This window comes from Streptomyces sp. NBC_01224 (assembly GCF_036002945.1).
Classification (GTDB): domain Bacteria; phylum Actinomycetota; class Actinomycetes; order Streptomycetales; family Streptomycetaceae; genus Streptomyces.
Window position 1 is genome coordinate 5,448,500 of the sequence record NZ_CP108529.1, and the last position, 21,959, is coordinate 5,470,458.

The following is a 21,959-nucleotide window of genomic DNA, read 5'->3' on the forward strand; positions in this document are numbered from 1 at the left end:
GGGCGTCGACTGCGAAGGGGAAGGTCGTGGGTGAAGAGAGGGTCGGCACATCCGCTCGGTACCTGGCGCCACCCGCCCGGGGCGAAAGCGATGCCTGGGGGGCCGAGTCGGCGGCCGAAGGGCGACGAGGTACCCAGCGGATCGTGTGCGCAGGGGAGGTGGTCGCACCGGACAGAGTGGCCGACCTCCTCCTGGTGGAGCGTGGCGGTCGTGTCGTCGAGCGACGGCGGATCATGTACCTCGATGGCGATCCGTGCGAGTTGACCGACACCTACTACCCGTTGGAGATCGCTCGGGGAACCGGGCTGGCCGCAACGGGAAAAATCCGGGGAGGGGCCATCCGGCTGCTTGCCGATCTCGGCTATGCCGGTGTCCGGGCGCAGGAGGATGTGGTGGCCCGTATGCCGTCCGAAGGCGAGAGGGCGTCCTTGTCGCTGGAGGCAGGTGAGCCGGTGCTCGAACTGACGCGACTCACGCTGAGCGGGGATGACCGCCCCGTCCAGGCTGATGTGATGGTCATGTCCCCGCGGGGTCAGAGACTGCGGTACGAGATCAGGATCGGATGACTGTGCCCAGAGTGGACGACGAGACACCGGACCGGCGCTCCCTGCATGAGCGGATCGCGGCGGATCTGCGCGACGAGATCATGTCCGGGGATCTGGCACCGGGAGCCGGTATTCCCTCCACCGCGCAACTCAAGGAGCGGTTCTCCGCTTCGAATGCCACCGTGCAGAAGGCGTTGCAACTCCTCAAAGGCGAACGGTTGGTCATTGGACGTCCAGGCGCGTCGGTGACCGTTCGCGAGCACCGGCAGCGGACGATACGCCCGGCCGCATACATGGCCCCTGTGGCCTCCGGTGAGCCGTACCGTTGGCTGAGCGAAGCGGTGAACTCGGGTGCGCGCGCCCACAGCACACTGATCGAGGTGGCCGAGGAGAAGCCTCCGGCAGACGTCGCTGCGGCGCTGGGCCTTCAGCCGGGCGGCACTGCGGTCCTCCGGCGTCAGTTGCTGTCGATCGACGACGAACCGGCGGAACTCGTTGCCTCCTACTACCCGTTGGACATCGCCCGCGGTACCGCCCTCACCGAACGCCGCAGAATTGCCGGTGGTACGCCTACCCTCCTCACGGCACTGGGCTATCCACCTCGGATCAGCGTGGACCGAGTGTCCGCGCGTGTCGCCACCCAGGATCAGTACCGATTGCTCCGACTCCCCGGCGACCTGCCCGTACTGCGCACGTTGCGCATCGTCCATAGCGATGACGACCGGCCCATCGAAGCGACGGTGATGGTCAAGGCGGGCCATCTGTACGAGGTGCAGTACGCGTTCGTCCCCGACTGAGCGGTGCCTTGCGGGTTCGCCCGGCCGGTTTGTCAGATCCGTGAGGCAGGATGCGACGAATGGAAAGGGGCACGGAGAACAAAACCCGGAATCGCTGGATCGTGGTGACGTGCGTGCTGTTGGCCTGTTGCCTGCTGTACGTCCTGCGCCCAGGGCAGGGTGCGGAGAACCTGTCGGACCGCGTGGGCGTCGTCGGGATGCTGCTCACGGCCCTGACGTTGGTCGCGACAGTGTTCGGGGTGTGGGCAACGCAGCGGGCCAGTGCGATGGTGGGCGATATGGCCGCAGCGCGACAACTGAGCCAAGCCGTGGCGCTCGCGGAGCCGCTGTCACGTCGGGTGTTGGGCGGGGATCGGGTCGTCGCGGATATCACTTACAGGTTCCGCCCTTACGCACACGCCAGAGGCGCGGCGCCCCCCTTGGCGCCGGCCGGACGATTGGACGGTCTGGTCGCTGACTACCAGGCCCTCAGACCCCGGCGCCTGGTGGTTACCGGCCAGCCGGGAGCCGGGAAATCGGTGCTGGCCCGTTCCTTCGTGGCCGAGCTCAACAAAACCAGGGCGGACGGCGACCCCGTCCCGGTGCTGATCGCACTCGGGGACTGGGAGCGGGAGGAGAGCTTCCGTGACTGGGTCGTCAGACATCTGGTGCGCGACTACGGCAGATCGTGGAAGCGTGCCGGTCAGCTCGTGGACGCGGGACTGGTGCTCCCGGTCATCGATGGTCTCGATGAAATGGACAGGGCGGAAGTCCCGCTCGCCGAGTCACGGGCCCAGGGCGCGCTGGACGCTCTGGCCGACTATCAGGAGGGCTTGGAACCCGCACCACTCGTCCTGACGTGCCGAACGGATCTCTACGACGCGCTCGAAGCTTCCGGAAGGCCGATGCTGGACACGGCACGGGTCGAGATCGACCCGGTGAGTGCCGAGGCGGCTGCGGGATTCCTCTCGCGGCGCGCGGGGGCGGCCTACCGTCAGGCCGCATGGGCCCCGATCCTGGACGAGTTGCGTGCTCGCCCTCAGGGCCTGCTGGCTAGTTCGCTCTCCACGCCGTGGCGATTGGTGCTCGTGGCCACGGCGTACGAGCAGGCCAATGATCCCAGCGAACTTCTGACATGCACCACGCGGGAGGAAGTGGGCGATGTACTCCACGGCCATTTCATCCAGTCGTCCGTCCGCGCTGTCGCGGGAACACGGAGCCGGTGCGCACCCGAGGATGTGCACGCGTGGCTGGGCACCCTCGCATGCGGTCTCCAGGCGCGGGGAAGTGGCAGGACGGATCTGGTGTTGTCCGAACTCGTACACTCCCCGGGGGCGGTGTGGGCGAGGCGGTTGTACGCCGTTCTGGTCGGGGTCTTCGCGCTCGTCCCGGTTGCGCTTCTGCTGTCCGACGGGGACACGGATGCGGTGACCTGGGGGTTGTCCGCTGTCCTCGTAGTGGTGGGGGGCATCGGGTTCCGATATCTGCGTTCCAGCAAGATGAGTCTTTGGGGACGCGCCGACTTCGCCCTGCCCCCGTGGGGCAGCCCTCTGTGGCGGGTGGGGATGCGGCTGGCACGGAGCGGGAGCGGGCGCTGGGCGGTGCGCGTCACCGCGATCTGGCCCGTCCTCGCCATGTGGCGGGCCGCAGCACCTCAACGATTCGGTGGTATGGAGAACTGGCCGATGACCGTGGCGATGCTGTTCACGCCCGCGCTGTTCTTCATCATGTTCTCCGCCTACTTCCTCGGATCAGCGGCGGTAGGGCCGTCCGGCTGGCCACGTACAGGCGCTTTCTTCGCCCTGATTGTCCTGTGGCCCGCGGCTGTTCTGGTGTTCCTCAGCCGTTCAGCGGGTCTTGGGCCGACCGCCGACCTTCTGATCTTCGCCATATTCGGGTCGTTTTACTTTGCTTTGAGCGGCCCCACGGCCATGTATGCGTGCTGGCTACTGGTCAACTGCCGACGACTTCCGTTCCGCCTGAGCCGCTTCCTGGAGTGGTCCCGGACGGCAGGACTGATCCGGGTGACCGGTGCCGCCTACCAGTTCCGGCATCGCGAGTTTCAGGAGTGGCTCACGCGCCACCCCGTTCCGGCCCTCCCGACGCCGACCGCTCATCCGCCGATGCGAACAACAACTCCGTGAGCGACCGGAACACCTCCTCCGGGTCCCGGCCGCCCACCGCCCCCTCCAGATTGCCGTTCAGCAGCAGGGTGGCGAAACCGTGGGCCAGGGACCAGGCGGCGAGGCCCGCGAGCCGGGTGTCGTCGCCGCGTCCGGCGGTGGGGAGGTCGGTGACGCCCGCACGCAGCTCCGTCGTGGCGCGGGCCTTCGCGGCGAGCAGTTCGGGGTCGTCGGTGCGGTGGAGGTCGGGCTGGAACATCACCTGGAAGTGTGCCGGGTGGTCGGTGGCGAACCGTACGTACCGCACGCCCCGCTCCCGTAGGTCCGGGGCGTCGGCCAGTGCGTCGGCGAAGAGGGTGTAGCCCTCGGCGGCGATGGCGGTGAGCAGGCCCGTGCGGTCCTTGAAGTGATGGGCGGGGGCCGCGTGGGAGACGCCGGCCCGGCGTGCCAGGTCGCGCAGGCTCAGTGCACCCGGGCCCTCGGTGCGGATGACATCGAGTGCGGCGGTGAGGACGGCGCGTCGCAGGTCGCCGTGGTGATAGGTGCGCTCGTTGGTCATGTGCAGCAGATTACGCGGAATCTAGTCATTGACAAGTTCAGGAAGGGGAGAGCACTCTTGGGATCTAGTCAGTGACAAGATGCGTGACGCTGTGGAGGGCGGAGACATGTCCGAGGAGCTGGGCCGGGTGCGGCAGATGTGGCACCTGCTGGAGCCCCTGCATGCTGTTCTGTACTACGCGCCGGAGTCCTTCGAGGAGGCTGCCGGGCTCGGCTACCGCACCGATGAGCGCTGGCCGAGCTACTTCGCCTGGCGCGCCGCGCCGCTCGGGGAAGTCGGTACCGACCGGGTGGTCGACACCTTCTACAGCTTCAGCCCGGCGATGGTGCGCGAGTACGTCCCCGCGGCCTGGTCCGTCGCCTCTTCCGGCGCGGTGCTCGCCGCCCGGACGCGGGCGGTCGACCGTGCGTACCGGGGGTTGCTGGGGGAGCAGGTCGCCGGTCCGGAGCTTGCCGAGACCGCCGCGCTCGTTCGACGCGTCGCGGAGGCTGCCGACACGGCCGGCCGCCCGCTCGCCGCGGCCAACGCCGCCCTGTTCTGGCCGGAAGAGCCGCATCTGGTGCTCTGGCAGGCGGCGACGATCCTGCGGGAGCATCGCGGGGACGGGCATGTTGCCGCGCTCGCCGGGGCCGGGCTCGATCCGGTCGAGTCGCTGGTCTCCTTCGCCGCCATCGGTGCGGCGCTCCCGGAGGTGTTCGCAAGCCGGGGGTGGGGTGACGAGGAGTGGCAGGCGGCTCGTCAACGGCTCGTGAAGCGCGGGCTGCTGACGGAGGACGGTACGGCGGCCGAGGCGGGGCGGGCGTTGCGCACCGAAGTCGAGCGGCGTACGGATGAGGCGGCTGCCGCCCCGTGGCGGGCGCTCGGTCAGGAGGAGCGGGAGCGGCTGGTCGAGTTGCTGGGGCCGCTCTGGGTGGCGGTGATCGGCTCCGGACTGCTGCCGTCCGAAACGACGCTGGGCATCGGGAAGGTGTGAGCGGCCGGGCGGGCCGGGCAGTGTGATTCCGGCCGCATCCTGCAGGAAGCGCACTCATGAACGCCCGTCAGCGGGGAAGGCGTCCGTAGGATTCCCGGGTTCGGCTTTCTCCCCGTCAGGACGGCTTCGAGTGATATCTCCCCGCGCATACCGAGTGATGCTGCCCGCCCTCAGCGTGGCGGCGGTGCTGACCCTGGCCGGCTGCGACCCCGAGCAGGCGGCCTCCGGGACCGGACGGAAGGGGGACGGGTCTCAGGCCGGCGGACAGGCCGTCACCGGATTCGGGGCCAGTCCGCTCGACAACGCCGACGGTACGAAGCCGGGGCTCGCACCGCTCACCTCCGAGGCGGACAAGGCGGCCGGCCGGAAGATCATCGAGAAGGTGGCGACGAAGGGGCGGGGGCCGAAGACCGGGTACGCGCGCGACAAGTTCGGCTACGCGTGGAAGGACTCGGTCGACGGGATACCGCTCGCGAGGAACGGCTGCGACACCCGCAACGACCTCCTCGCCAGGGACGGCAAGGACGTGAAGTTCCGGTCCGGTTCGGACTGTGTGGTCGTGTCGATGACCCTCAAGGACCCGTACACCGGCTCGACCATCGACTGGCGCAAGCAGCAGGCCACCAAGGTCCAGATCGATCACGTCATGCCCCTCTCGTACGACTGGCAGATGGGCGCCGCACGCTGGAACGAGGCCAAGCGGCAGCAGATCGCCAACGACCCGCTCAACCTCATCCCGGTCGACGGCCCGGCCAACAACGCCAAGCGGGACTCGGGGCCCGCCTCCTGGCTGCCGCCGTACAAGCCGGTCCGCTGCTCGTACGCGGTGCGGTTCGCGCAGGTGTCCCTGAAGTACGAACTGCCGGTGACGACCGCGGACAAGCGGACCATGCTGGAGCAGTGCGGAGGGTGATCGCGTGCCGGGGGATGCGGTGGAGCCCCATGTATGGGTGCGGCAGAGGGTGTTAACGCTCAGACGGAACCCGCCCGGGTGAGGGCGGGTTCCGTGGTGTCGGGAGAGTCAGACGGGTGAGATCTTCGGCTTCTTCGCCGTGAACGGCTTGTCGAACTCGGAGAACTCGACGGTGAGGGGGCGGCCGTCGCCGCGTGCTCCGTCCGTCAGGCGTGTCCTCAGGAGGTAGGGCCTGCCCTCGGCGGCGATGCTCGCCGTCCATGTCCCGTCGTCCGTCCTGCCGGTGACGGTCAGGGTGGGTACGGAGTCGAGCGTCGCCGGCTTCCCCTTGCGGGCCGTTCCGCTCTTCGACGCGAGGGGGTCGAGGAACTCCTTCCGGTCGCAGTAGCGCAGGGCCAGCCTCGTGTGCCGGTCGTCGGCGGGCGCCTTCACCCAGCGGCCCGTGAGCCTCTTGACCTCGGCTTCGGCATCCTTGCGCGGCGTGCCCGGGGCGGCGGCCGCCCGCAGCATCGCGGCGTCGGACAGGGTGTAGACCGTGCCGCCCGTCCGCACCAGCTCCATCGTGCCCGCCGCGCCCATGGACAGCGTGACCGTGCACTCGCCCCTGACGTCCGTGGCGACGAACGCCTCGACCGGGCCCTCGGAGGAGGTCGTCTCCACCGTCATACGTACCGACTTGGCGCCCCGGGTCGCTGCGAGGGCCTTGTTGACGACCTCGGGGCCGGTCAGCCGTGCATAGGGAGCGGCGCTTCGTGCATCGTCGAAGAGCGTGTCACAGGCCGCTGTGGGGCCGAGGGCTGTCACGGTACAGAGAGCGGCTGCCGCGGTGCGGGCGAGTGGGCGCATGGTGGTCGGCTCCGGTCGAGAGGGAAGGTCAGAGCTTCAGGTCCCACTGGGTGGCGTCGTACGTAAAGCCGGGGTTGACCTCGACGGTCAGGTTCTTGGCGTCCGCGGGGGCGTCGAAGGCGAACTGGACCGTGACCTTCTTGCCCGGCAGTACCGTGCCGCTGAAGCCCTGGCCGACCTTGCCGTCGAAGATCTGCTCGGCGTCCACACCGTCCTGGCCGGCGCGGGCCGTGACATTGACGAGTGCGGAGTCGAACTTCTCCTTGCCCGCGTTCTCGATGACGACGGCGACCCGGTAGGCCTTGTTGCCCTTGGTGTGCCCGGCGGCGTACGTGTCCGGGGTGTACGAGGTGGCGTCGCCGACCGTGACCGTCAGATCGTCGTCGTACACGGCCGAGTCACCGGCCTCCAGCGCCTTGCCGGTGTCCTTCTTCTTCTCCGCGCCCCCGCCCTTCGCGGAGTCGCTGCCGGGCTTCGGCTTCGCGGAGGCCGTGGTGTCCGACACCGTTTTGTTGAGGTCGTTCACCGCATCGTCCACGGCCTTGAACGTGATCACCGCACCCACCACCGCGAGGATCAGCGAGATCAGGCCGAGGACGGCGCCGAAGGTCGTCATTCCCTTGTTGGTGGCCTCGCCGCGCTTGGCCCGGCCCCGGCCGGCCAGGCCGAGGATCAGGGCGATGACGCCGAGGATGCCCGCCAGCCAGAACATGAACGGGATCAGGCCCGAGACGGCGCCGATGACACCCAGGACGAGAGCGGCGATGCCCAGTCCATTACGGGCCGGGCGCATGCCCGGCGTCTGGGTGGGGGCGTACGGCTGCTGGGGCTGGGGGGACTGCGGCGGCTGCGTGAACTGGGACATGGCTGTGCCCTCCGGCAAATGCAGAGATGGGTGGTGAGCGGTTCCGTGCATCGCTCTCGTGTAGCGACAGGTCAATAACAACAGAGCTTGTGAACCGAGTCAACATGATTCACGCTGGATTGGTTGATGCACGCTGTGAATCGATGTCACGTGAACGGGGTCGGTATGCTCGCCGACAACCAGTACGGGGACGACTGCCAGGACCGCCGGGATCACGACCAGGGAGACAGCCAGTGCCGGAGAACTCGACAGAGGTGACCGCGGCCGGGATCGCCCGGCTCGCGGGCGTGGGGCGCGCCGCCGTCAGTAACTGGCGCCGTCGCCATGCCGACTTCCCCAAGCCCGTCGGTGGCACTGAGACGAGCCCCTCCTTCGCGCTGCCCGAGGTCGAGCGATGGCTGCGGGACCAGGGGAAACTCGCCGAGGTCCCAGTCCGTGAACGGGTCTGGCAGCAACTCGCGGGACACCCGGCCGGCGCGGTCCCCGCCCTGGTCCACGCGGGCTGCGCCCTGCTGCTCCTGCGGAACAGCCCCACCGTCTGGCCCGAGATCACCGCCGTGTCGGACGAGCGGATGGCCGGTGTGCTGTCCCTCGCCCTCAACGACGTGCTCGCCGCCCGCTTCGGGCCGGCCGCGGAAGCCGGACGGGTTGTTCACACCCCCAGCCGCGCGGAACTGCTTCCGTCCATTCCGCTGCTCCGCGGCGCCGCGGAGCTCGCTGCCGAGACCGGGGCCCGGCAGACCTTCGAGTTTCTGCTCGGCCGCCAACTGGACGCCAACCCGCGCCAGTACACGCTCACCCCGCCCGGACTCGCCGAACTGATGGCCGCCCTGGTGGAGACCGGGAAACAGCCCGCCCGCACGGTCCTCGACCCCGCCGCGGGCACCGGCGCCCTGCTGCGCGCCGTCGGCCGACCGACGGCCCTGTACGCGCAGGAGACCGACCCCGACCTCGCCGCGCTCACCGCACTGAGGCTCGCCCTGCTCACCGACTCCGACAACAGCTGCGCCCTCGCGGTACGGACCGGCGACACCCTGCGCGCCGACGCCTTCCCGCGGCTCGCCGCCGATGCCGTCCTGTGCCACCCGCCGTTCAACGAGCGCAACTGGGGTCACGACGAGCTCGCCTACGACCCGCGCTGGGAGTACGGCTTCCCGGCCCGTACCGAGTCCGAACTCGCCTGGGTCCAGCATGCTCTGGCCCATCTGCGCGAGGGCGGTACCGCCGTACTCCTGATGCCCCCGGCCGCCGCGTCACGTCGTTCCGGCCGCCGGATCCGCGCCGATCTGCTGCGCCGTGGCGCCCTGCGCGCCGTCATCGCGCTCCCCGCCGGCGCCGCACCCCCGTACGGCATCCCGCTCCACCTCTGGGTGCTGCGCAAGCCGGGCAGCGGCCTGCATCCCTCGCCCGAGCTGCTGCTCGTCGACACCGCCGAACCCGCCGAATCCCTCTCGGCGGGCCCGGCGGCCGCCGCCCCGACAGGCGGACGTGACCGGCTCGACTGGCAGGCGGTGCGCAGCGCCGTACTCGACGCCTGGCAGTCGTTCGAGGGCGTGGGCGTGGGCGTGGGCGTGGGCGAGGGCGAGGATGCAGGCATGGGCAGGCCCGGCCGGGCGGACCGGACCGGCCCCGGCCACCCGCTCGGTGGTCGCCCGGGCGTCAGCCGCGCCGTCCCCGTCATCGAACTCCTCGACGACGACGTGGACCTGGCCCCCGCCCGGCATCTGCCGCCCCCGGCAGCCGCGGGCGGACCGGCCGAACTGATCCGCGTACGGGAACGGCTCACCGAGACGCTCGGTCTCACTGGCACCCTCACCCCGCCGGCTGTGACCCTCTCCGACCCGGCCCACTGGCCGCTCACCACCGTCGGTGAACTCGCCCGCGCCGGCGCCCTCCAACTCCGCACCGGCGGCTCCGGCACCGGCCCGGTCCCTGTCCTCACGGAACACGACGTCCTCGGCTCCACCGCCCCCTCGGGAAGCCTTCCCGTCGACGGGCCCCCCGAGGAGCCGGTCCTCGTCGAGCCGGGCGATGTCGTCGTCCCCGTGCTCGGCGGCGGCTCCGTCGCCCGTGTCATCGACGACGCCACCGCAGGCGCCGCACTGGGCCGCAACCTCCAGTTGCTGCGCCCCGATCCGACCGCCCTCGACCCCTGGTTCCTCGCCGGTTTCCTGCGCGGCACCGCCAACAACCGCCAGGCCAGCAGCTACGCCTCCACCGCCACCCGGCTGGACGCCCGCCGCCTCCAACTGCCCCGGCTGCCGCTCGCGGAGCAGCAGAGGTACGGGGAACGGTTCCGCGCCCTGGCCGAGTTCGAGGACGCGCTCCGGCTGGCCGGCCGGCTCGGCGGACAACTGGTCCAGGGGATGTACGACGGGCTGACGGACGGCACGGTCGCGCCGAGGTGAGCTGAACCACAACGGTTCCGTACAACCCGGGGCCGGTTGTCGGTGTCGCCCTTTACGCTCGGATGTGCGTACACGGAGCGTGTGCGCGGACGTTCACGACCAGGTCTCCAGGAGCAGCCATGTACGCCCCGGGTCATCCGCCGACGCCGCCGCGCCGGGTTCCCAGCCGGGCCTGGATCGTCTCGATGCGTGTGCTGTTCGTCGTGCTCTCGGTGTGCTCGCTCGGACTGCTGCTGTGGAGCCCGCTGCTCCGCCTCGCGATCGTGCGCCGTCGGACGTCCGACTGGTGGCTGACCGGGGCCGGGTTCGTGTTCGTCTGTGTGCTCCTGCCGATCCTCGGCAGGGACGGCAATGACGAGCCCGCAGGCATCGACAACATCCTCATACCGCTGCTGTTGCTGGCGATGGCGGCCGCTTCCGCCTACTACCTGGTCGGGGACATCCGTCACTACGAACAGCTCACGAAGCGGAACCTCATGGGCGGTTACGCGCCCTCGGCGCCGGGGTACGGATACGCGCCAACGGTGCCGATGCGTGTGCCCGCCCCCGCGCCCGTGCCCGTACAACGGCAGCCGCCGCGTCAGCCGATACAGCCGATGCAGCCGCCCGCCGCACCACCGCAGCAGTACCAGCAGCCCCAGCCGCACCCTTCGGCTCACCCTCAACCGAACCCTCAATCGCACCCCCAGCCGTACCCTCAACCGCATGCCCAGCCCCAGCGCATCGATCAGGTCCGCGCCGAGCTCGACGAGTTGAGCGACTACCTCCGCAAGGAGGAGGGACGGTGAGCGGGCGCCTCATCGGCGGGCGGTACCAGCTGGCGACCATCCTCGGCCAGGGCGGCATGGGCCAGGTCTGGACGGCCTACGACCAGCGACTGGACCGCCGGGTCGCGGTGAAGCTGCTCCGCCCCGACCGGGTCACCGGCCCCATCGGCAGCGAGGCCGCGGGCGAGCTGCGCCGCCGCTTCGTCCGCGAGTGCCGGGTCACCGCCCAGGTCGACCACCCGGGCCTGGTCACCGTCCACGACGCGGGCAGCGACGGCGACGACCTGTACCTCGTCATGCAGTACGTGGAGGGCGCCGACCTCGCCGACCATCTCGCCGAGCACGACCCGTACCCCTGGCAGTGGTCCGTCGCGGTCGCCGCACAGCTCTGCGCCGTCCTCTGTGCCGTGCACGCGGTGCCGATCGTCCACCGCGACCTCAAGCCCCGCAATGTGATGGTGCGTCCGGACGGCACCCTCACCGTCCTCGACCTGGGTGTCGCCTCCGTCCTGGACACCGACACCACCCGTCTCACCCACACCGGTTCACCGATCGGTTCCCCGGCATACATGGCTCCCGAGCAGGCGATGGGCGGTGCTGTCGGCCCGTACACCGATCTGTACGCACTCGGTGTGCTCCTTCATGAACTGCTCAGCGGCGATGTGCCGTTCGCGGGGTCGACCGCCCTCGGCGTGCTGCACCGCCACCTCTACGAGCCACCGCTCCCGGTCCGCCGGATCCGGCCCGACATCCCCGAACCGCTCGAAGCGCTGGTGCTGCGGCTGCTGGCCAAGGACCCGCAACACCGCCCGTCCGGCGCCCAGGAGGTGTACGAACACCTCGCCCCGCTGCTCCCCACCCGGGGCGCAGGGCTCCCGACAGGACCGCTCGACCCGACCCGCCCCTTCCTGCGCCCGCACGCCCCGTGGCCCGACCGCGCGACCGCTCCGCCCCCTCCTCAGGCCCCGCACGCCCCGGCCGCAGCCCGGCCCGATGTCGTCGCCGCCGTCGACGACGTCAAGAAGCTGCTCGGGGAGGGCCGCATCACCCAGGCCGTGGACATCCTCGGCTCCATCCTCCCGGTCGCGGCCGAACAGCACGGTGAGGACTCCGCCGTGGTCCGCATCCTGCGCAAGCAGTACGCGGCGACGCTGATGGACGACGGCCAGTACCGCCGCGCCCTGCCCGAACTGCGCCGCCTCGCCGACGACCGCGCGGCGGAGGCCGGCCCGGCCGACGCCCAGACCCTCCAGTTCCGCTACGACGCGGCCCAGTGCCTGGAGCAGCTCGGTGAACCGGCCGCCGCTCTCGCGGAGTACCGCGCGGTTCTCCCGTACTACGAGAACCACCACGCCATGGGCAACGACCCGGCCCGCTCCTTCGAGATCCGCAACCGCATCGGGCACCTGCTGCTCGCGGTCGGCGACCATGTGGCGGCGCGCGTACAGCTGCAGGGGCTGCTGTACGACACGGAGCGGGCGTACGGACCGCACCATCCGCTGCCGGTGGAGCTGCGCCGCCGCCTCGACCGCCAGGTGGAGGTGCGCGGCGGCTGACGGGGACCGGCAGAGGGGGAGATCCCCGGCCGGTCCGGGGTGCTGAGTTGGATGAGGGGCGGCACGGTGGCGGGTGTTCGTGTGGCAAGGTACCCCGGGCGCGCGTGCTGAGCTGTACACAGTCTCAAGAGCCGTGCACTCCCGGTGTGGTCGTCGCTCTCGGCGTGGTTCTCCGCGCCCACTCGCCGTGGAGAGGGCCGACGGGCCCCGACATACGCGGTGAAGGCAATGAGCACGCCAAATTTCTGTAATGGCTGTACGGAATGCCTCATTCGTCGGCGAACCGCCGACCGCGGCATGAGACCGTGATCTGCCGCCGGGGCGGCTGACGACTCGCCTGCCCCGTCGGCCTCACACTTCTTTCGAGCACTGTCGAGGTCTCTGTGCCTTCTCACCGCATATCCAAGAAGCGCCGTCGTATCTCCCTGGCCGTGGCAGGCGTCGCCGTTCTCGCCGGCGGCGCGTTCGCCGCCGAGGCCGCCACCGCCACCACGGTCTCCAGGCCCGCGCCGAAGATCTACACCGGGCATGTCTTCGACACCTGCACCGCACCGTCGCTGACCACCATGAAGGGCTGGTACAGCTCCTCCGTCTACCACGGTGCCGCCGTGTACGTCGGCGGGAAGAACCGCGGCTGCGCTCAGCCCAACCTCACCGCCTCCTGGGTGAAGTCCGTCAGCGCCACCGGATGGAAACTGGTCCCGCTGTACGTCGGCGCGCAGCCGCCGTGCCAGACGAGCGCCAACCCCGAGAAGATGACCGCCGCCAACGCCACCTCGCTGGCCGTCACCGACGCCAACGACGCCGTGGCGAAGGAGGCAGCCCTCGGCATGAAGCCGGGCAGCCCGGTCTACCTCGACATGGAGTACTTCGACCCGAAGAACACCTCCTGCGTGAACACGGTGCTCGCCTACATCCGGTCGTTCGACAAGACGGTCAAGGCCAAGGGGTACTGGTCCGGCTTCTACGGCTTCAGCAACTCCAGCGCCGCCGTCGTGGCCAACGCCACGAACCGCACGGACCTGCCGGAGATCCTCTGGTACGCCCGTTACGACGATGTGTACTCCACGACCAAGGGCTTTCCGTACGCGTCGACGCTGTACACCGGGCACCGCCGCGGTCACCAGTACGCCGTCAACAAGAAGGTGACGCACACCGGGGGCACGCTCACGATCGACCGGAACGCCTGGGACGCCCCGGTCGCGATCGTGGGCTAGTTCCCGGAGGCCGGGTCCCGTCGTCGTCGCCGTGCTCCCCACATCCCGGCCACCAGCAGGGCGAGCACCGCGCCCGCGCCCACCGTCGCACCCGCCCGCAGGCCTGGGGGCCGGAACGTGCAGTCGACGGAGGTGCCGCGGGCGGGGGCCGGGGTGGCGACCAGGCCCAGATAGCCGTCGGCGGGCCGGCCCTGGCAGCTCCAGCCTGCGATCCGGGGCGCGGCGATCACGACGGTTCCGGTGCTGCCGGGCGGCAGTTCGGCCCGTATGCCGACGGCGGTGACATGTACGGCGGTCGCACCTGTGCGCTTCAGAGCGGCGACCGCCGAGGCCAGCCGGGACCGGTCCAGGCAGCCGATCGCCTCGTGCGGCACGGTCCCTTCGCGTACGGAGGTCAGCGTGACCACCACCGGCGCGCTCCCACCCGCCGTTCCCAGGCGCCCCATCGGGGCGCGCCGGGCCGGGAGCTGCCCCTTGAGTTCGACCTCCGGGCCCGCGCCGAGCCGCGCCGAGCCGAACAGATCGGGCGTCCACAGATACGCCTCCGAGGCGGCCGGACAGTGGGCGGTCAGCGTGTACGTACCGCGCCCCACCCGGTAGTCGTACGCACCCCGGTCCGTCACCGCGCCACCGTCCGGCGCGCGCAGCACCGTCGTCGGCACCGTATAGACCCGCGAACCCAGCAGCTCCTCCTGGTTCCGGTACGGCGACCGGCCGAACGCCGCGGGCCTTCCCGGCCGTCGCACCGTCACCAGCGGCGGCGCCTCCTCGCGGCTCACCGTCACCGGCCGGTCGTCCGGGGCGTTCCACACCTGATACGGATCGCGCGGCCCGCGCACCCGTGCACCGACCGAGAAGATCGCGTCCGTGACGGGGTTGTCGAGGCTCTGCACGGCCCGGCCGTTCGAAGTCCAGCCGCCGCCCAGCGCACGCAGCGTGCGGGTCAGCACAGCCGGCGTGTGGCTGCTGTAGTACGCGGCGCCCTGCCCACCCACCAGCAGCGGATCGTTCGCGGTGGTCTGCTCCCGGCCGGGGTCCGTGCGATAGCGCGGCCAGCCGTCGGCGCCCGCGACCGCCGCCGCCTGTATCCGCTGCCGCTCGCCCCACGGCGCGTAGTGGTCGAGCCGGTTCAGCCTCTGCCGGTCGGCGAACGCGGTGGTCGCGGCGGCCTGCCCGGCCTGTGCGCCGATCAGCAGCACAGCGGCGAGCGCCGCGAACCTCCGGCCACGCCCGACCAGCAGGAGCGCGCCCACCGCCGCCACCAGACCGGCCGCGAACAGCGGATACGTCCAACGCGTGACCAGGGCGCTGATGCCGGCTCCGGCCGCGATCAGCACCAGCACCGTGCCGCCGCCGAGCAGCGCCCGCCACCCCGGCCAGTCGTACGAGACCGAGATCCAGGCGGCGATCACCACCAGCCCGGCCAGTACGAACGTCTGCCGGTACGGACTGCCGTTGGGCGTGGCGAACACATGCCAGAGCAGATGCGTCGGCCCCCACTGCAACGACAGCGCGACCCCTGCCACCAGCCCCGCCCACGCCCACCGCTCGCGCCGCGGCACGGACCGCTGGAAGGCCAGCGCACAGGCCAGGAGCAGGGTGCCCGTACCGAGGAAGAGAGCCGGAGTGAAGAAGCTGTACGTGGCGGGCAGCAGCCGGGCGAGCACATCGGGCCAGGCGGCGGGCGCGAACGTCCGGTCCCAGCCCGGGTAGGCGTGCCTCGTCCCCAGATAGACGGGAATCAGGACGGGCGCCGCGAGACCGACACCCACCCCGACCGTGCAGAGAGCCCGCACCAGCCCCCGGCCCACCGCCCGTCGGTCCTCCCGCTCCGTGAAGAGCCGGGCCGCAAGGACCAGAGCGGCCCCGAGCGTCGCCATGTAGGCCGTGTAGAAGTTGGCCGCCCACACCACCGCGACGAGCAACGGCGCGGCGATGCGGTGCCGTCCCGTCCGGGCCCACTCGGCGGCCAGGCAGAGCAGCGGCAGGGCGACCAGACCGTCCAGCCACATCGGGTTGTACGACGCCTCGACGATCGACCAGCCGCACAGCGCGTACGAACCACCGAGCACGCCCGCCGCCCACCAGCGACCGCCGCGCAGCGTCAGCAGCAACAGGGCCATGAGCGCCGCGGCCGACGCCATCTTCAGGATTGTCACCACATAGACCGCGAGATCCATCCGGTCGCGCGGAAAGACCCCGACGAGCAGGGCGAACGGGCTGGTCAGATAGGTGCCGAGATCCGGCAGAAAGCTTGTCCCGTACCCGGACGTCCAGTTGAGCAGCACTCCGCCGTCGGCGCTCCCGTGCAGCAGGTCCCACAGCCGGGCGTGGAACGGCACGAACTGATTGCCCAGGTCGTTGACGCTCCGGGTGCGCGGCCCGAACGGAAAGCTGCGCGCCCAGGCATCACCCGCACAGACGGCGGCGACGGTGAGCAGCGCGGCGAGCGAGCCCGCACGCAGGCGGGGACGTAAAGTCGGCATACGCGGGAATATGCCAGCCCCGAACGCATAAACCCCTGCTGAAATAGGTCAGTTCACTTGATGGACGCCCATCGGTCATATGAAGCGTCGGATTCCGACATGCGGACGGGTTGATGTACATCCGTGCTGATCTCGCTGGTGGTGCCTTGTTTCAACGAGGAAGAGATCCTCGAACGCTTACATGAACGAGTCACGGACGAAATGACCGGGCTGGGACATGAATTCCAGCTGGTCTACGTCGACGACGGCAGCACGGACCGGACCCTGGTGATCCTTCAGGAACTGGCCGCCGCCGACCCGCGGGTCCGCTATGTCTCCTTCAGTCGAAACTTCGGCAAGGAGGCCGCCATGCTGGCCGGCCTCCAGCACGCCGAGGGCGACGCGGTCGTCATCATGGACGCCGACCTCCAGCACCCGCCGGAGCTCGTGGGCCGGATGATCCAGGAGCACGAGGACGGCTACGACCAGGTGATCGCCCGCCGCACCCGCAAGGGCGATCGAGTTACCCGCACCGTCAGCGCCCGCGCCTACTACTGGCTGATCAACCGCCTGGTGGACGTCGAACTGGTCGACGGCGTCGGTGACTTCAGGCTGCTGTCCCGCCGCACCGTCGACGCCGTACTGGAACTCACCGAATACAACCGGTTCTCCAAAGGCCTTTTCGCCTGGGTGGGATTCCGTACCACGACCTTCAGTTACGAGAATGCCGTCCGTGAGGAGGGCCGTTCCGCCTGGACCTTCGGAAAGCTTCTCAATTACGGTCTCGACGGGCTTCTCTCCTTCAACAACAAGCCACTGCGCGCAGCGCTCTATCTGGGCATGCTGCTGCTGTCCGTCGCCTTCGCCTACGCAGCGTGGATCGTCGGCGTCGCGCTGGTGAGAGGGGTCGACACCCCCGGCTATGTCACCCTGCTCGTCGTGGTCACCGCCCTTGCCGGGGTCCAGATGGTGATGGTCGGGGTGGTCGGTGAGTACGTCGGCCGTATCTACTATGAGGTGAAGCGGCGCCCGCACTTCCTGGTGAAGGCCACGAACACCCAAGCGGCGCGGCAGCCGATACGGGAGCCCCAGGAGTTCGTACGCCGATGACGGTCAAGGCACAGATGGCCCGATTCGCCCTCGTGGGAGTCGTGAACACCGGCACGTACTACGGCTGCTACCTCGTCCTGCTGACCCGGCTGCCGTACATCGCCGCCCATGCGGCCGCTTTTGCGCTGAGCATGACCGGCTCCTTCTTCCTGAACTCCTGCTTCACCTATCGGACCCGTCCGACCTGGCGGAAGTTCCTGCTCTTCCCGCTCACCAACGCCGCCAACTTCGTCATCACGACCGGTGGTGTCTATCTGCTGGTCGACCTCGCCGGGTTCAGCAGCCGGTACGCGCCGCTGGTCGCGGCCGCGGCGGCCATCCCGATCACATTCGTCGTCTCGCGCACGATCATGCTGCGCCCGGACAGCAAGGTCCCGGCGGCCGAACGCGTGTCCTGAGCGCCGCCGGGCACCCCTGAACGGGCCCACATCCCCAACTCCTTCCGAATCGTTGGTCGAACCAGTGGCCCCAACCACATCCACTGCCTAACATCGATCACCGCAAGGTCTTGTGCACTGATGCACAAACTCTCCCCGGGAGGTTCCTTTGCACCGCCGCCGTCGCACCGCGCTCACCGTTTCCGCCGCACTGCTCGCCGGAGCCCCACTCCTGACCGCCTGCGGCGGCCAGGCCCACCCGGGCGCCGCGGCCCTCGTCGGCGGGGACCGGATCGAGGTGTCCACGCTGCAGGGCCAGGTGGCGGCCGTACGCAAGGCCCAGCTCGATTCGAAGGAATCGTCCCAGCTCATCGACAAGTCCGGGCAGCTCAGCCGGGCCAAGCTGCACGGCATGATCTTCGACCGGGTCCTGGACCGGGCCGCGCAGGACGCGGGCGTGACCGTCAGCCGCAACGAGATCCAGCAGATGCGGAAGGCGGCGGCCGCCCAGTCCGGCGGGGAGGCGCAGCTGCGGACGGCGATGCTCCAGCAGAGCTGGGTCGCCCCCGGCCAGATCGATGCCGTCCTGCGCGAGCAGGTCCAGCTGACGAAGCTGGCCCAGGCGCTCGGCGCCGACCTGCAGCAGCCCGAGGGGCAGAAGGCCGTCGGCGATGCGCTCAGCAAGGCGTCGAAGGCACTGAAGGTCGACGTCAATCCGCGCTACGGCGCCTGGGACAACAAGCAGACCCAGCTCGCCAACTACAAGGCCCCCTGGATCACCCAAGTCACCAAGCCCGCAGAGACGGGCGACGGGTCCGGAGCCTAGAGGACTGCGGAAAACGGCGACCGGACCGACCGGGGTAGATTCGAACGGTGAACGCTGAAGACCCCGGCCGTATCGTCCTGCTCACCGCCAGCCACCGCGTCGCGCCCGGACTTCTGTCCTGGCCCGCCTGGCAGACGCTGCACGCCGCCGACCGGGTGCTCTGCGCCGAGCCGGACCACCCGCAGCTGCCGTATCTGCGCGAGGCGGGCGTCGGCGTCGAGCATTCCGCGCCCACCGCGCAGGAGCTCGTCGACGCCTGTGCGGGCGGCCGGAGCGTCGTCGTTCTCACGGGCGGCGAGGGCAGCGGACCGCTGACCGACGGGCTGGCCCGGCTGGCCGGTTCGGGCCGGGTGCAGATGCCGGACCTGGAGCTGCTGCCCGGTTCGTACGATCTGCCGGGCGCCCGGCTCCTCGATCTGGTCCAGGTCATGGACCGGATCCGGATCGAATGCCCCTGGACCTCGCAGAAGACCCACAAGGGCCTCGCCAAGTACGCCATCGAGGAGGCGTACGAACTCGTCGAGGCGATCGAGGACGGCGACCGCGACGAGCTGCGCGAGGAACTCGGGGACGTACTCCTCCAGGTCGTCTTCCACGCCCGGATCGCCGAGGAGGCCGAAGACGAGCCGTTCTCCGTCGACGACGTGGCCGCGACCCTCGTCGAGAAGCTGATCCACCGCCACCCGCACGTCTTCGGCGACGAGAGCGCCGAGACCCCGGAGGACGTGCACGCCCACTGGCTGCGGACCAAGGCCATCGAGAAGCAGCGCGACTCGGTCACCGACGGAGTCCCGCTCGGCCAGCCCGGACTGGCGCTCGCGGCGAAGCTGGCCGGCCGGGTCCGTACCGCAGGACTCGATGTGGCGCTCCCCACGGGCGACGGCATCGGTTACGAGCTCCTCGCCCTCGCCGTACGCGCCGAACGGGACGGCGTCGATCCCGAAGCCGCACTGCGGGCCGCGGGCCGCGCCTACCGGGACGCCATCCGGGCGGCGGAGGGCAACGGATAACGTCGGAGGGTGAACCACAGCCCCGCCGACCGCCCAGCCGATCACCCCGCCGCCTGCCCCGCCGGCGCCCCCGAACTCTTCACGTGGGAGTTCGCCACCGACCCGTACCCGGCCTACGCCTGGCTGCGCGAGCACAGTCCCGTGCACCGGACCGCGCTGCCCAGCGGTGTCGAGGCCTGGCTCGTGACCCGATACGCCGACGCCCGGCAGGCGCTCGCCGACACCCGGCTCTCCAAGAACCCGGCGCACCACGCAGAGCCGGCGCACGCCAAGGGGAAGACGGGCATCCCGGGCGAGCGCAAGGCGGAGCTGATGACGCATCTGCTGAACATCGACCCGCCCGACCACACCCGGCTGCGCCGCCTCGTCTCCAAGGCGTTCACTCCGCGCAGGGTCGCCGAGTTCGCGCCGCGGGTGCAGGAACTGACGGACCGCCTCATCGACCGTTTCATCGCGGAGGGGAAGGCGGACCTCATCCACGACTTCGCGTTCCCACTGCCCATCTACGCGATCTGCGATCTGCTCGGCGTCCCGCGCGAGGACCAGGACGACTTCCGGGACTGGGCGGGCATGATGATCCGCCACGGCGGCGGCCCGCGCGGCGGGGTGGCCAGGTCGGTGAAGAAGATGCGCGGCTATCTTGCCGAACTGATCCACCGCAAGCGGGAGAACCCGGGGGACGACCTGATCTCGGGGCTGATCCGGGCCAGCGACCACGGCGAGCACCTCACCGAGAACGAGGCCGCGGCCATGGCCTTCATCCTGCTCTTCGCCGGGTTCGAGACGACGGTCAACCTCATCGGCAACGGGGTGTACGCACTGCTGCGCAACCCCGCACAGCGCGAGCGGCTGCAGCACTCCCTCGACGCGGGGGAGAGCGACCTGCTGGAGACCGGGATCGAGGAACTGCTGCGGTACGACGGCCCGGTGGAGCTGGCGACCTGGCGGTTCGCCACCCAGCCGCTGACGCTCGGCGGACAGGACATCGCGGCCGGCGACCCCGTACTCGTCGTACTCGCCGCAGCCGACCGCGACCCGGAGCGCTTCGGGGACCCCGACACGCTCGACCTCGCACGGCGTGACAATCAGCACCTCGGATACGGGCACGGCATCCACTACTGCCTGGGAGCACCGCTCGCCCGACTGGAGGGACAGGCCGCGCTCGCGACGCTTCTGAGGCGCCTTCCGGATCTGCGGCTTGCGGTGGAACCTACCGATTTGCGGTGGCGTGGCGGGCTCATCATGCGCGGACTGCGCACTCTGCCCGTGGAGTTCACACCGGGGTCCGCACCGGTGCGAAGTGACGCTCCGTCAACTCTGTGACTTTCACGTGATCTGTGCTGCATCGACTTGTGACACACGTTCGAGTCCCGCTAGGTTCACCGTTCGACTCACCAGTCACTCGTCAGTCACACGGAAGGCAACCCCATGGGCTCCGCGAACGGCAGACACCGTCGCCCTCGTCAGGCACCCGCCATCGTCGTCGCCGCGGGCGTGACCGGATCGGCCATCGCCATCCCGCTGCTCGGTGCGGCCAGTGCGCACGCGGCCGACACCACGACCTGGGACCGGGTGGCCGAGTGCGAGAGCGGCGGCATGTGGAGCGCCGACCTCGGCAACGGCTTCTACGGCGGTCTGCAGTTCTCGCAGGAGACCTGGAAGGCGTACGGCGGCGACACGTACGCCCCGCGTGCCGACCTCGCCAGCCGCGCGCAGCAGATAGCCGTGGCGGAGAAGGTCCTGGACGACAAGGGTCCGCAGGCGTGGCCCAGCTGTGCGGTCATCTCCGGCCTCGCGGTGGACGGGACGCTGCCGGGTGTCGACCCGGGTTCCGCGCCCTCCTCCGAGCCGACGCAGAGCGCGGGGCGGGCTGACGGCGCGTCGGCGGCCCCGTCCGATGACGCCACGCCGTCGGACAGGGTCTCGGGCGGCAAGGGCGGCTCGAAGGGCTCGAACGGCGCCGGCAAGTCGGCCGGCAAGGCCAAGGCGTCTGCGAAGCCTTCGGCCAGTGCGTCGGCCACTTCGCCCTCCGGGATACCCGATTCATCCGGCTCATCCGATTCGTCCGGTGGCGTCGCCGGCAAGCACCGCGGCGCACCGGCCCCCGAAGGGAGCCGGGACGCGAACGGCGGTGACCGCGAGTCGGGCCGCCATGCCTCCCGCGGTGACGCCGACGCGCGCGACGCGGGCGCTTCGGCTGCCGACGGTACGTACACCGTGCACCCCGGCGACAACCTCTGGGCGATTGCTGACGCACAGAAGGTTCCCGGTGGCTGGCCCGCGCTCTATGAGGCCAACAAGGATGCCGTCGGCTCCGATCCGGACCTCATCCTCCCTGGCCAGAGCCTCGACCTCGACGTGAAGGCCGAGTGAGGGCAGTCTGAAAATCGGCTAAAAGAGCCCCAAAAACAGGGGTAGTTCAGAGGCCTATGTCCGCTTATGTGTAAGTGAGACATGGGTCTCTTTGCGTCAACTGGCGTGTCGCGCCCGGGTGACCCTTCCGCACCGCTCCCACCTGCGGAAACGACGGTTCCTCAGATGCAAGTAGGGGAAGATTGTCGGATGTGTCCGTCTTTGAATGTGAGGGTTGCGTATGTTTACGGTCGGAACCGCTCGCACCGCG

At 70.0% G+C, this 21,959-nt stretch carries 19 protein-coding genes; 15 read left to right on the forward strand and 4 right to left on the reverse strand.

Going from position 1 to position 21,959, the window contains the following annotated elements:
• Nucleotides 1–26 precede the first annotated feature (26 nt).
• The 3 genes from OG609_RS24475 to OG609_RS24485 all read left to right on the forward strand — a co-directional run bounded on the left by OG609_RS24475 (nt 27) and on the right by OG609_RS24485 (nt 3,465).
• Nucleotides 27–566, forward strand: coding sequence for a UTRA domain-containing protein (locus OG609_RS24475; RefSeq protein ID WP_327274784.1), 540 nt, complete (start codon nt 27–29; stop codon nt 564–566).
• Nucleotides 563–1,342: a GntR family transcriptional regulator gene (locus OG609_RS24480; RefSeq protein ID WP_327274785.1), complete on the forward strand. Its 780-nt coding sequence runs from the start codon at nt 563–565 to the stop codon at nt 1,340–1,342. The genes OG609_RS24475 and OG609_RS24480 overlap by 4 nt, the downstream gene beginning before the upstream one ends.
• Before the next feature lie 278 nt (nt 1,343–1,620).
• The gene (locus OG609_RS24485; protein ID WP_327278167.1) at nt 1,621–3,465 is read left to right on the forward strand and encodes an NACHT domain-containing protein; all 1,845 of its coding nucleotides are present in this window, start codon (nt 1,621–1,623) and stop codon (nt 3,463–3,465) included.
• On the opposite strand, the gene OG609_RS24490 is transcribed toward OG609_RS24485, so the two are convergent.
• Nucleotides 3,395–4,003, reverse strand: a complete 609-nt coding sequence (locus OG609_RS24490; RefSeq protein WP_327274786.1) for a TetR/AcrR family transcriptional regulator — start codon at nt 4,001–4,003, stop codon at nt 3,395–3,397. The genes OG609_RS24485 and OG609_RS24490 overlap by 71 nt on opposite strands.
• A gap of 106 nt (nt 4,004–4,109) precedes the next feature.
• Between OG609_RS24490 and OG609_RS24495 the strand changes: the two genes are divergently transcribed.
• Nucleotides 4,110–4,976: an SCO6745 family protein gene (locus tag OG609_RS24495; protein ID WP_327278168.1), complete on the forward strand. Its 867-nt coding sequence runs from the start codon at nt 4,110–4,112 to the stop codon at nt 4,974–4,976.
• 130 nt (nt 4,977–5,106) lie between these two features.
• Entirely contained in the window at nt 5,107–5,889 is a 783-nt protein-coding gene (locus OG609_RS24500) for an HNH endonuclease family protein (protein WP_385654155.1), read from the forward strand.
• A 108-nt stretch (nt 5,890–5,997) separates the two neighbouring features.
• Here OG609_RS24500 and OG609_RS24505 read toward each other — a convergent pair whose 3' ends face one another.
• Nucleotides 5,998–6,735: a hypothetical protein gene (locus tag OG609_RS24505; RefSeq protein WP_327274787.1), complete on the reverse strand. Its 738-nt coding sequence runs from the start codon at nt 6,733–6,735 to the stop codon at nt 5,998–6,000.
• A gap of 28 nt (nt 6,736–6,763) precedes the next feature.
• Nucleotides 6,764–7,600, reverse strand: a complete 837-nt coding sequence (locus tag OG609_RS24510; RefSeq protein WP_327274788.1) for a DUF4190 domain-containing protein — start codon at nt 7,598–7,600, stop codon at nt 6,764–6,766.
• A 233-nt stretch (nt 7,601–7,833) separates the two neighbouring features.
• Between OG609_RS24510 and OG609_RS24515 the strand changes: the two genes are divergently transcribed.
• The 4 genes from OG609_RS24515 (at nt 7,834) to OG609_RS24530 (ending at nt 13,548) form a co-directional block, all read left to right on the forward strand.
• A complete protein-coding gene (locus OG609_RS24515) occupies nt 7,834–10,008 on the forward strand; it encodes an N-6 DNA methylase (RefSeq protein ID WP_327274789.1) in 2,175 nt (724 codons plus the stop codon).
• A 119-nt stretch (nt 10,009–10,127) separates the two neighbouring features.
• Nucleotides 10,128–10,796, forward strand: a complete 669-nt coding sequence (locus OG609_RS24520; RefSeq protein WP_327274790.1) for a hypothetical protein — start codon at nt 10,128–10,130, stop codon at nt 10,794–10,796.
• Entirely contained in the window at nt 10,793–12,331 is a 1,539-nt protein-coding gene (locus OG609_RS24525) for a serine/threonine-protein kinase (RefSeq protein ID WP_327274791.1), read from the forward strand. The genes OG609_RS24520 and OG609_RS24525 overlap by 4 nt, the downstream gene beginning before the upstream one ends.
• A 383-nt stretch (nt 12,332–12,714) precedes the next feature.
• Nucleotides 12,715–13,548 (forward strand): glycoside hydrolase domain-containing protein, encoded by an 834-nt coding sequence (locus OG609_RS24530; RefSeq protein WP_327274792.1) that lies wholly within the window; start codon nt 12,715–12,717, stop codon nt 13,546–13,548.
• Here OG609_RS24530 and OG609_RS24535 read toward each other — a convergent pair.
• Entirely contained in the window at nt 13,545–16,034 is a 2,490-nt protein-coding gene (locus OG609_RS24535; protein WP_327274793.1) for a YfhO family protein, read from the reverse strand. The genes OG609_RS24530 and OG609_RS24535 overlap by 4 nt on opposite strands.
• 123 nt (nt 16,035–16,157) lie before the next feature.
• Here OG609_RS24535 and OG609_RS24540 point away from each other — a divergent pair, with 123 nt between their 5' ends.
• The 6 genes from OG609_RS24540 (at nt 16,158) to OG609_RS24565 (ending at nt 21,709) form a co-directional block, all read left to right on the forward strand.
• Nucleotides 16,158–17,123 carry a glycosyltransferase family 2 protein gene (locus OG609_RS24540; protein ID WP_327274794.1) on the forward strand — a complete coding sequence of 322 codons (966 nt, stop codon included), beginning with the start codon at nt 16,158–16,160 and terminating at the stop codon, nt 17,121–17,123.
• Complete coding sequence (locus OG609_RS24545) at nt 17,120–17,521, forward strand: GtrA family protein (RefSeq protein ID WP_327274795.1); 402 nt, start codon at nt 17,120–17,122, stop codon at nt 17,519–17,521. Before OG609_RS24540 ends, OG609_RS24545 begins: the two co-directional genes overlap by 4 nt.
• 148 nt (nt 17,522–17,669) lie before the next feature.
• The gene (locus OG609_RS24550; RefSeq protein WP_327274796.1) at nt 17,670–18,326 is read left to right on the forward strand and encodes a SurA N-terminal domain-containing protein; all 657 of its coding nucleotides are present in this window, start codon (nt 17,670–17,672) and stop codon (nt 18,324–18,326) included.
• A gap of 47 nt (nt 18,327–18,373) precedes the next feature.
• The gene (locus tag OG609_RS24555) at nt 18,374–19,336 is read left to right on the forward strand and encodes a nucleoside triphosphate pyrophosphohydrolase (protein WP_327274797.1); all 963 of its coding nucleotides are present in this window, start codon (nt 18,374–18,376) and stop codon (nt 19,334–19,336) included.
• Between the two features lie 9 nt (nt 19,337–19,345).
• Nucleotides 19,346–20,659 (forward strand): cytochrome P450 family protein, encoded by a 1,314-nt coding sequence (locus OG609_RS24560; protein WP_327274798.1) that lies wholly within the window; start codon nt 19,346–19,348, stop codon nt 20,657–20,659.
• Between the two features lie 105 nt (nt 20,660–20,764).
• Nucleotides 20,765–21,709 carry a transglycosylase family protein gene (locus OG609_RS24565; RefSeq protein ID WP_327274799.1) on the forward strand — a complete coding sequence of 315 codons (945 nt, stop codon included), beginning with the start codon at nt 20,765–20,767 and terminating at the stop codon, nt 21,707–21,709.
• Nucleotides 21,710–21,959: the final 250 nt, after the last annotated feature.

Excerpts from the sequence above, each read along its gene's own strand:
- OG609_RS24480 (WP_327274785.1), top strand. The coding sequence starts at position 563 with ATGACTGTGCCCAGAGTGGACGACGAGACACCGGACCGGCGCTCCCTG.
- OG609_RS24485 (WP_327278167.1), top strand. The coding sequence starts at position 1,621 with ATGGCCGCAGCGCGACAACTGAGCCAAGCCGTGGCGCTCGCGGAGCCG.
- OG609_RS24490 (WP_327274786.1), bottom strand. The coding sequence starts at position 4,003 with ATGACCAACGAGCGCACCTATCACCACGGCGACCTGCGACGCGCCGTC.
- OG609_RS24495 (WP_327278168.1), top strand. The coding sequence starts at position 4,110 with ATGTCCGAGGAGCTGGGCCGGGTGCGGCAGATGTGGCACCTGCTGGAG.
- OG609_RS24505 (WP_327274787.1), bottom strand. The coding sequence starts at position 6,735 with ATGCGCCCACTCGCCCGCACCGCGGCAGCCGCTCTCTGTACCGTGACA.
- OG609_RS24510 (WP_327274788.1), bottom strand. The coding sequence starts at position 7,600 with ATGTCCCAGTTCACGCAGCCGCCGCAGTCCCCCCAGCCCCAGCAGCCG.
- OG609_RS24520 (WP_327274790.1), top strand. The coding sequence starts at position 10,128 with ATGTACGCCCCGGGTCATCCGCCGACGCCGCCGCGCCGGGTTCCCAGC.
- OG609_RS24535 (WP_327274793.1), bottom strand. The coding sequence starts at position 16,034 with ATGCCGACTTTACGTCCCCGCCTGCGTGCGGGCTCGCTCGCCGCGCTG.
- OG609_RS24545 (WP_327274795.1), top strand. The coding sequence starts at position 17,120 with ATGACGGTCAAGGCACAGATGGCCCGATTCGCCCTCGTGGGAGTCGTG.
- OG609_RS24565 (WP_327274799.1), top strand. The coding sequence starts at position 20,765 with ATGGGCTCCGCGAACGGCAGACACCGTCGCCCTCGTCAGGCACCCGCC.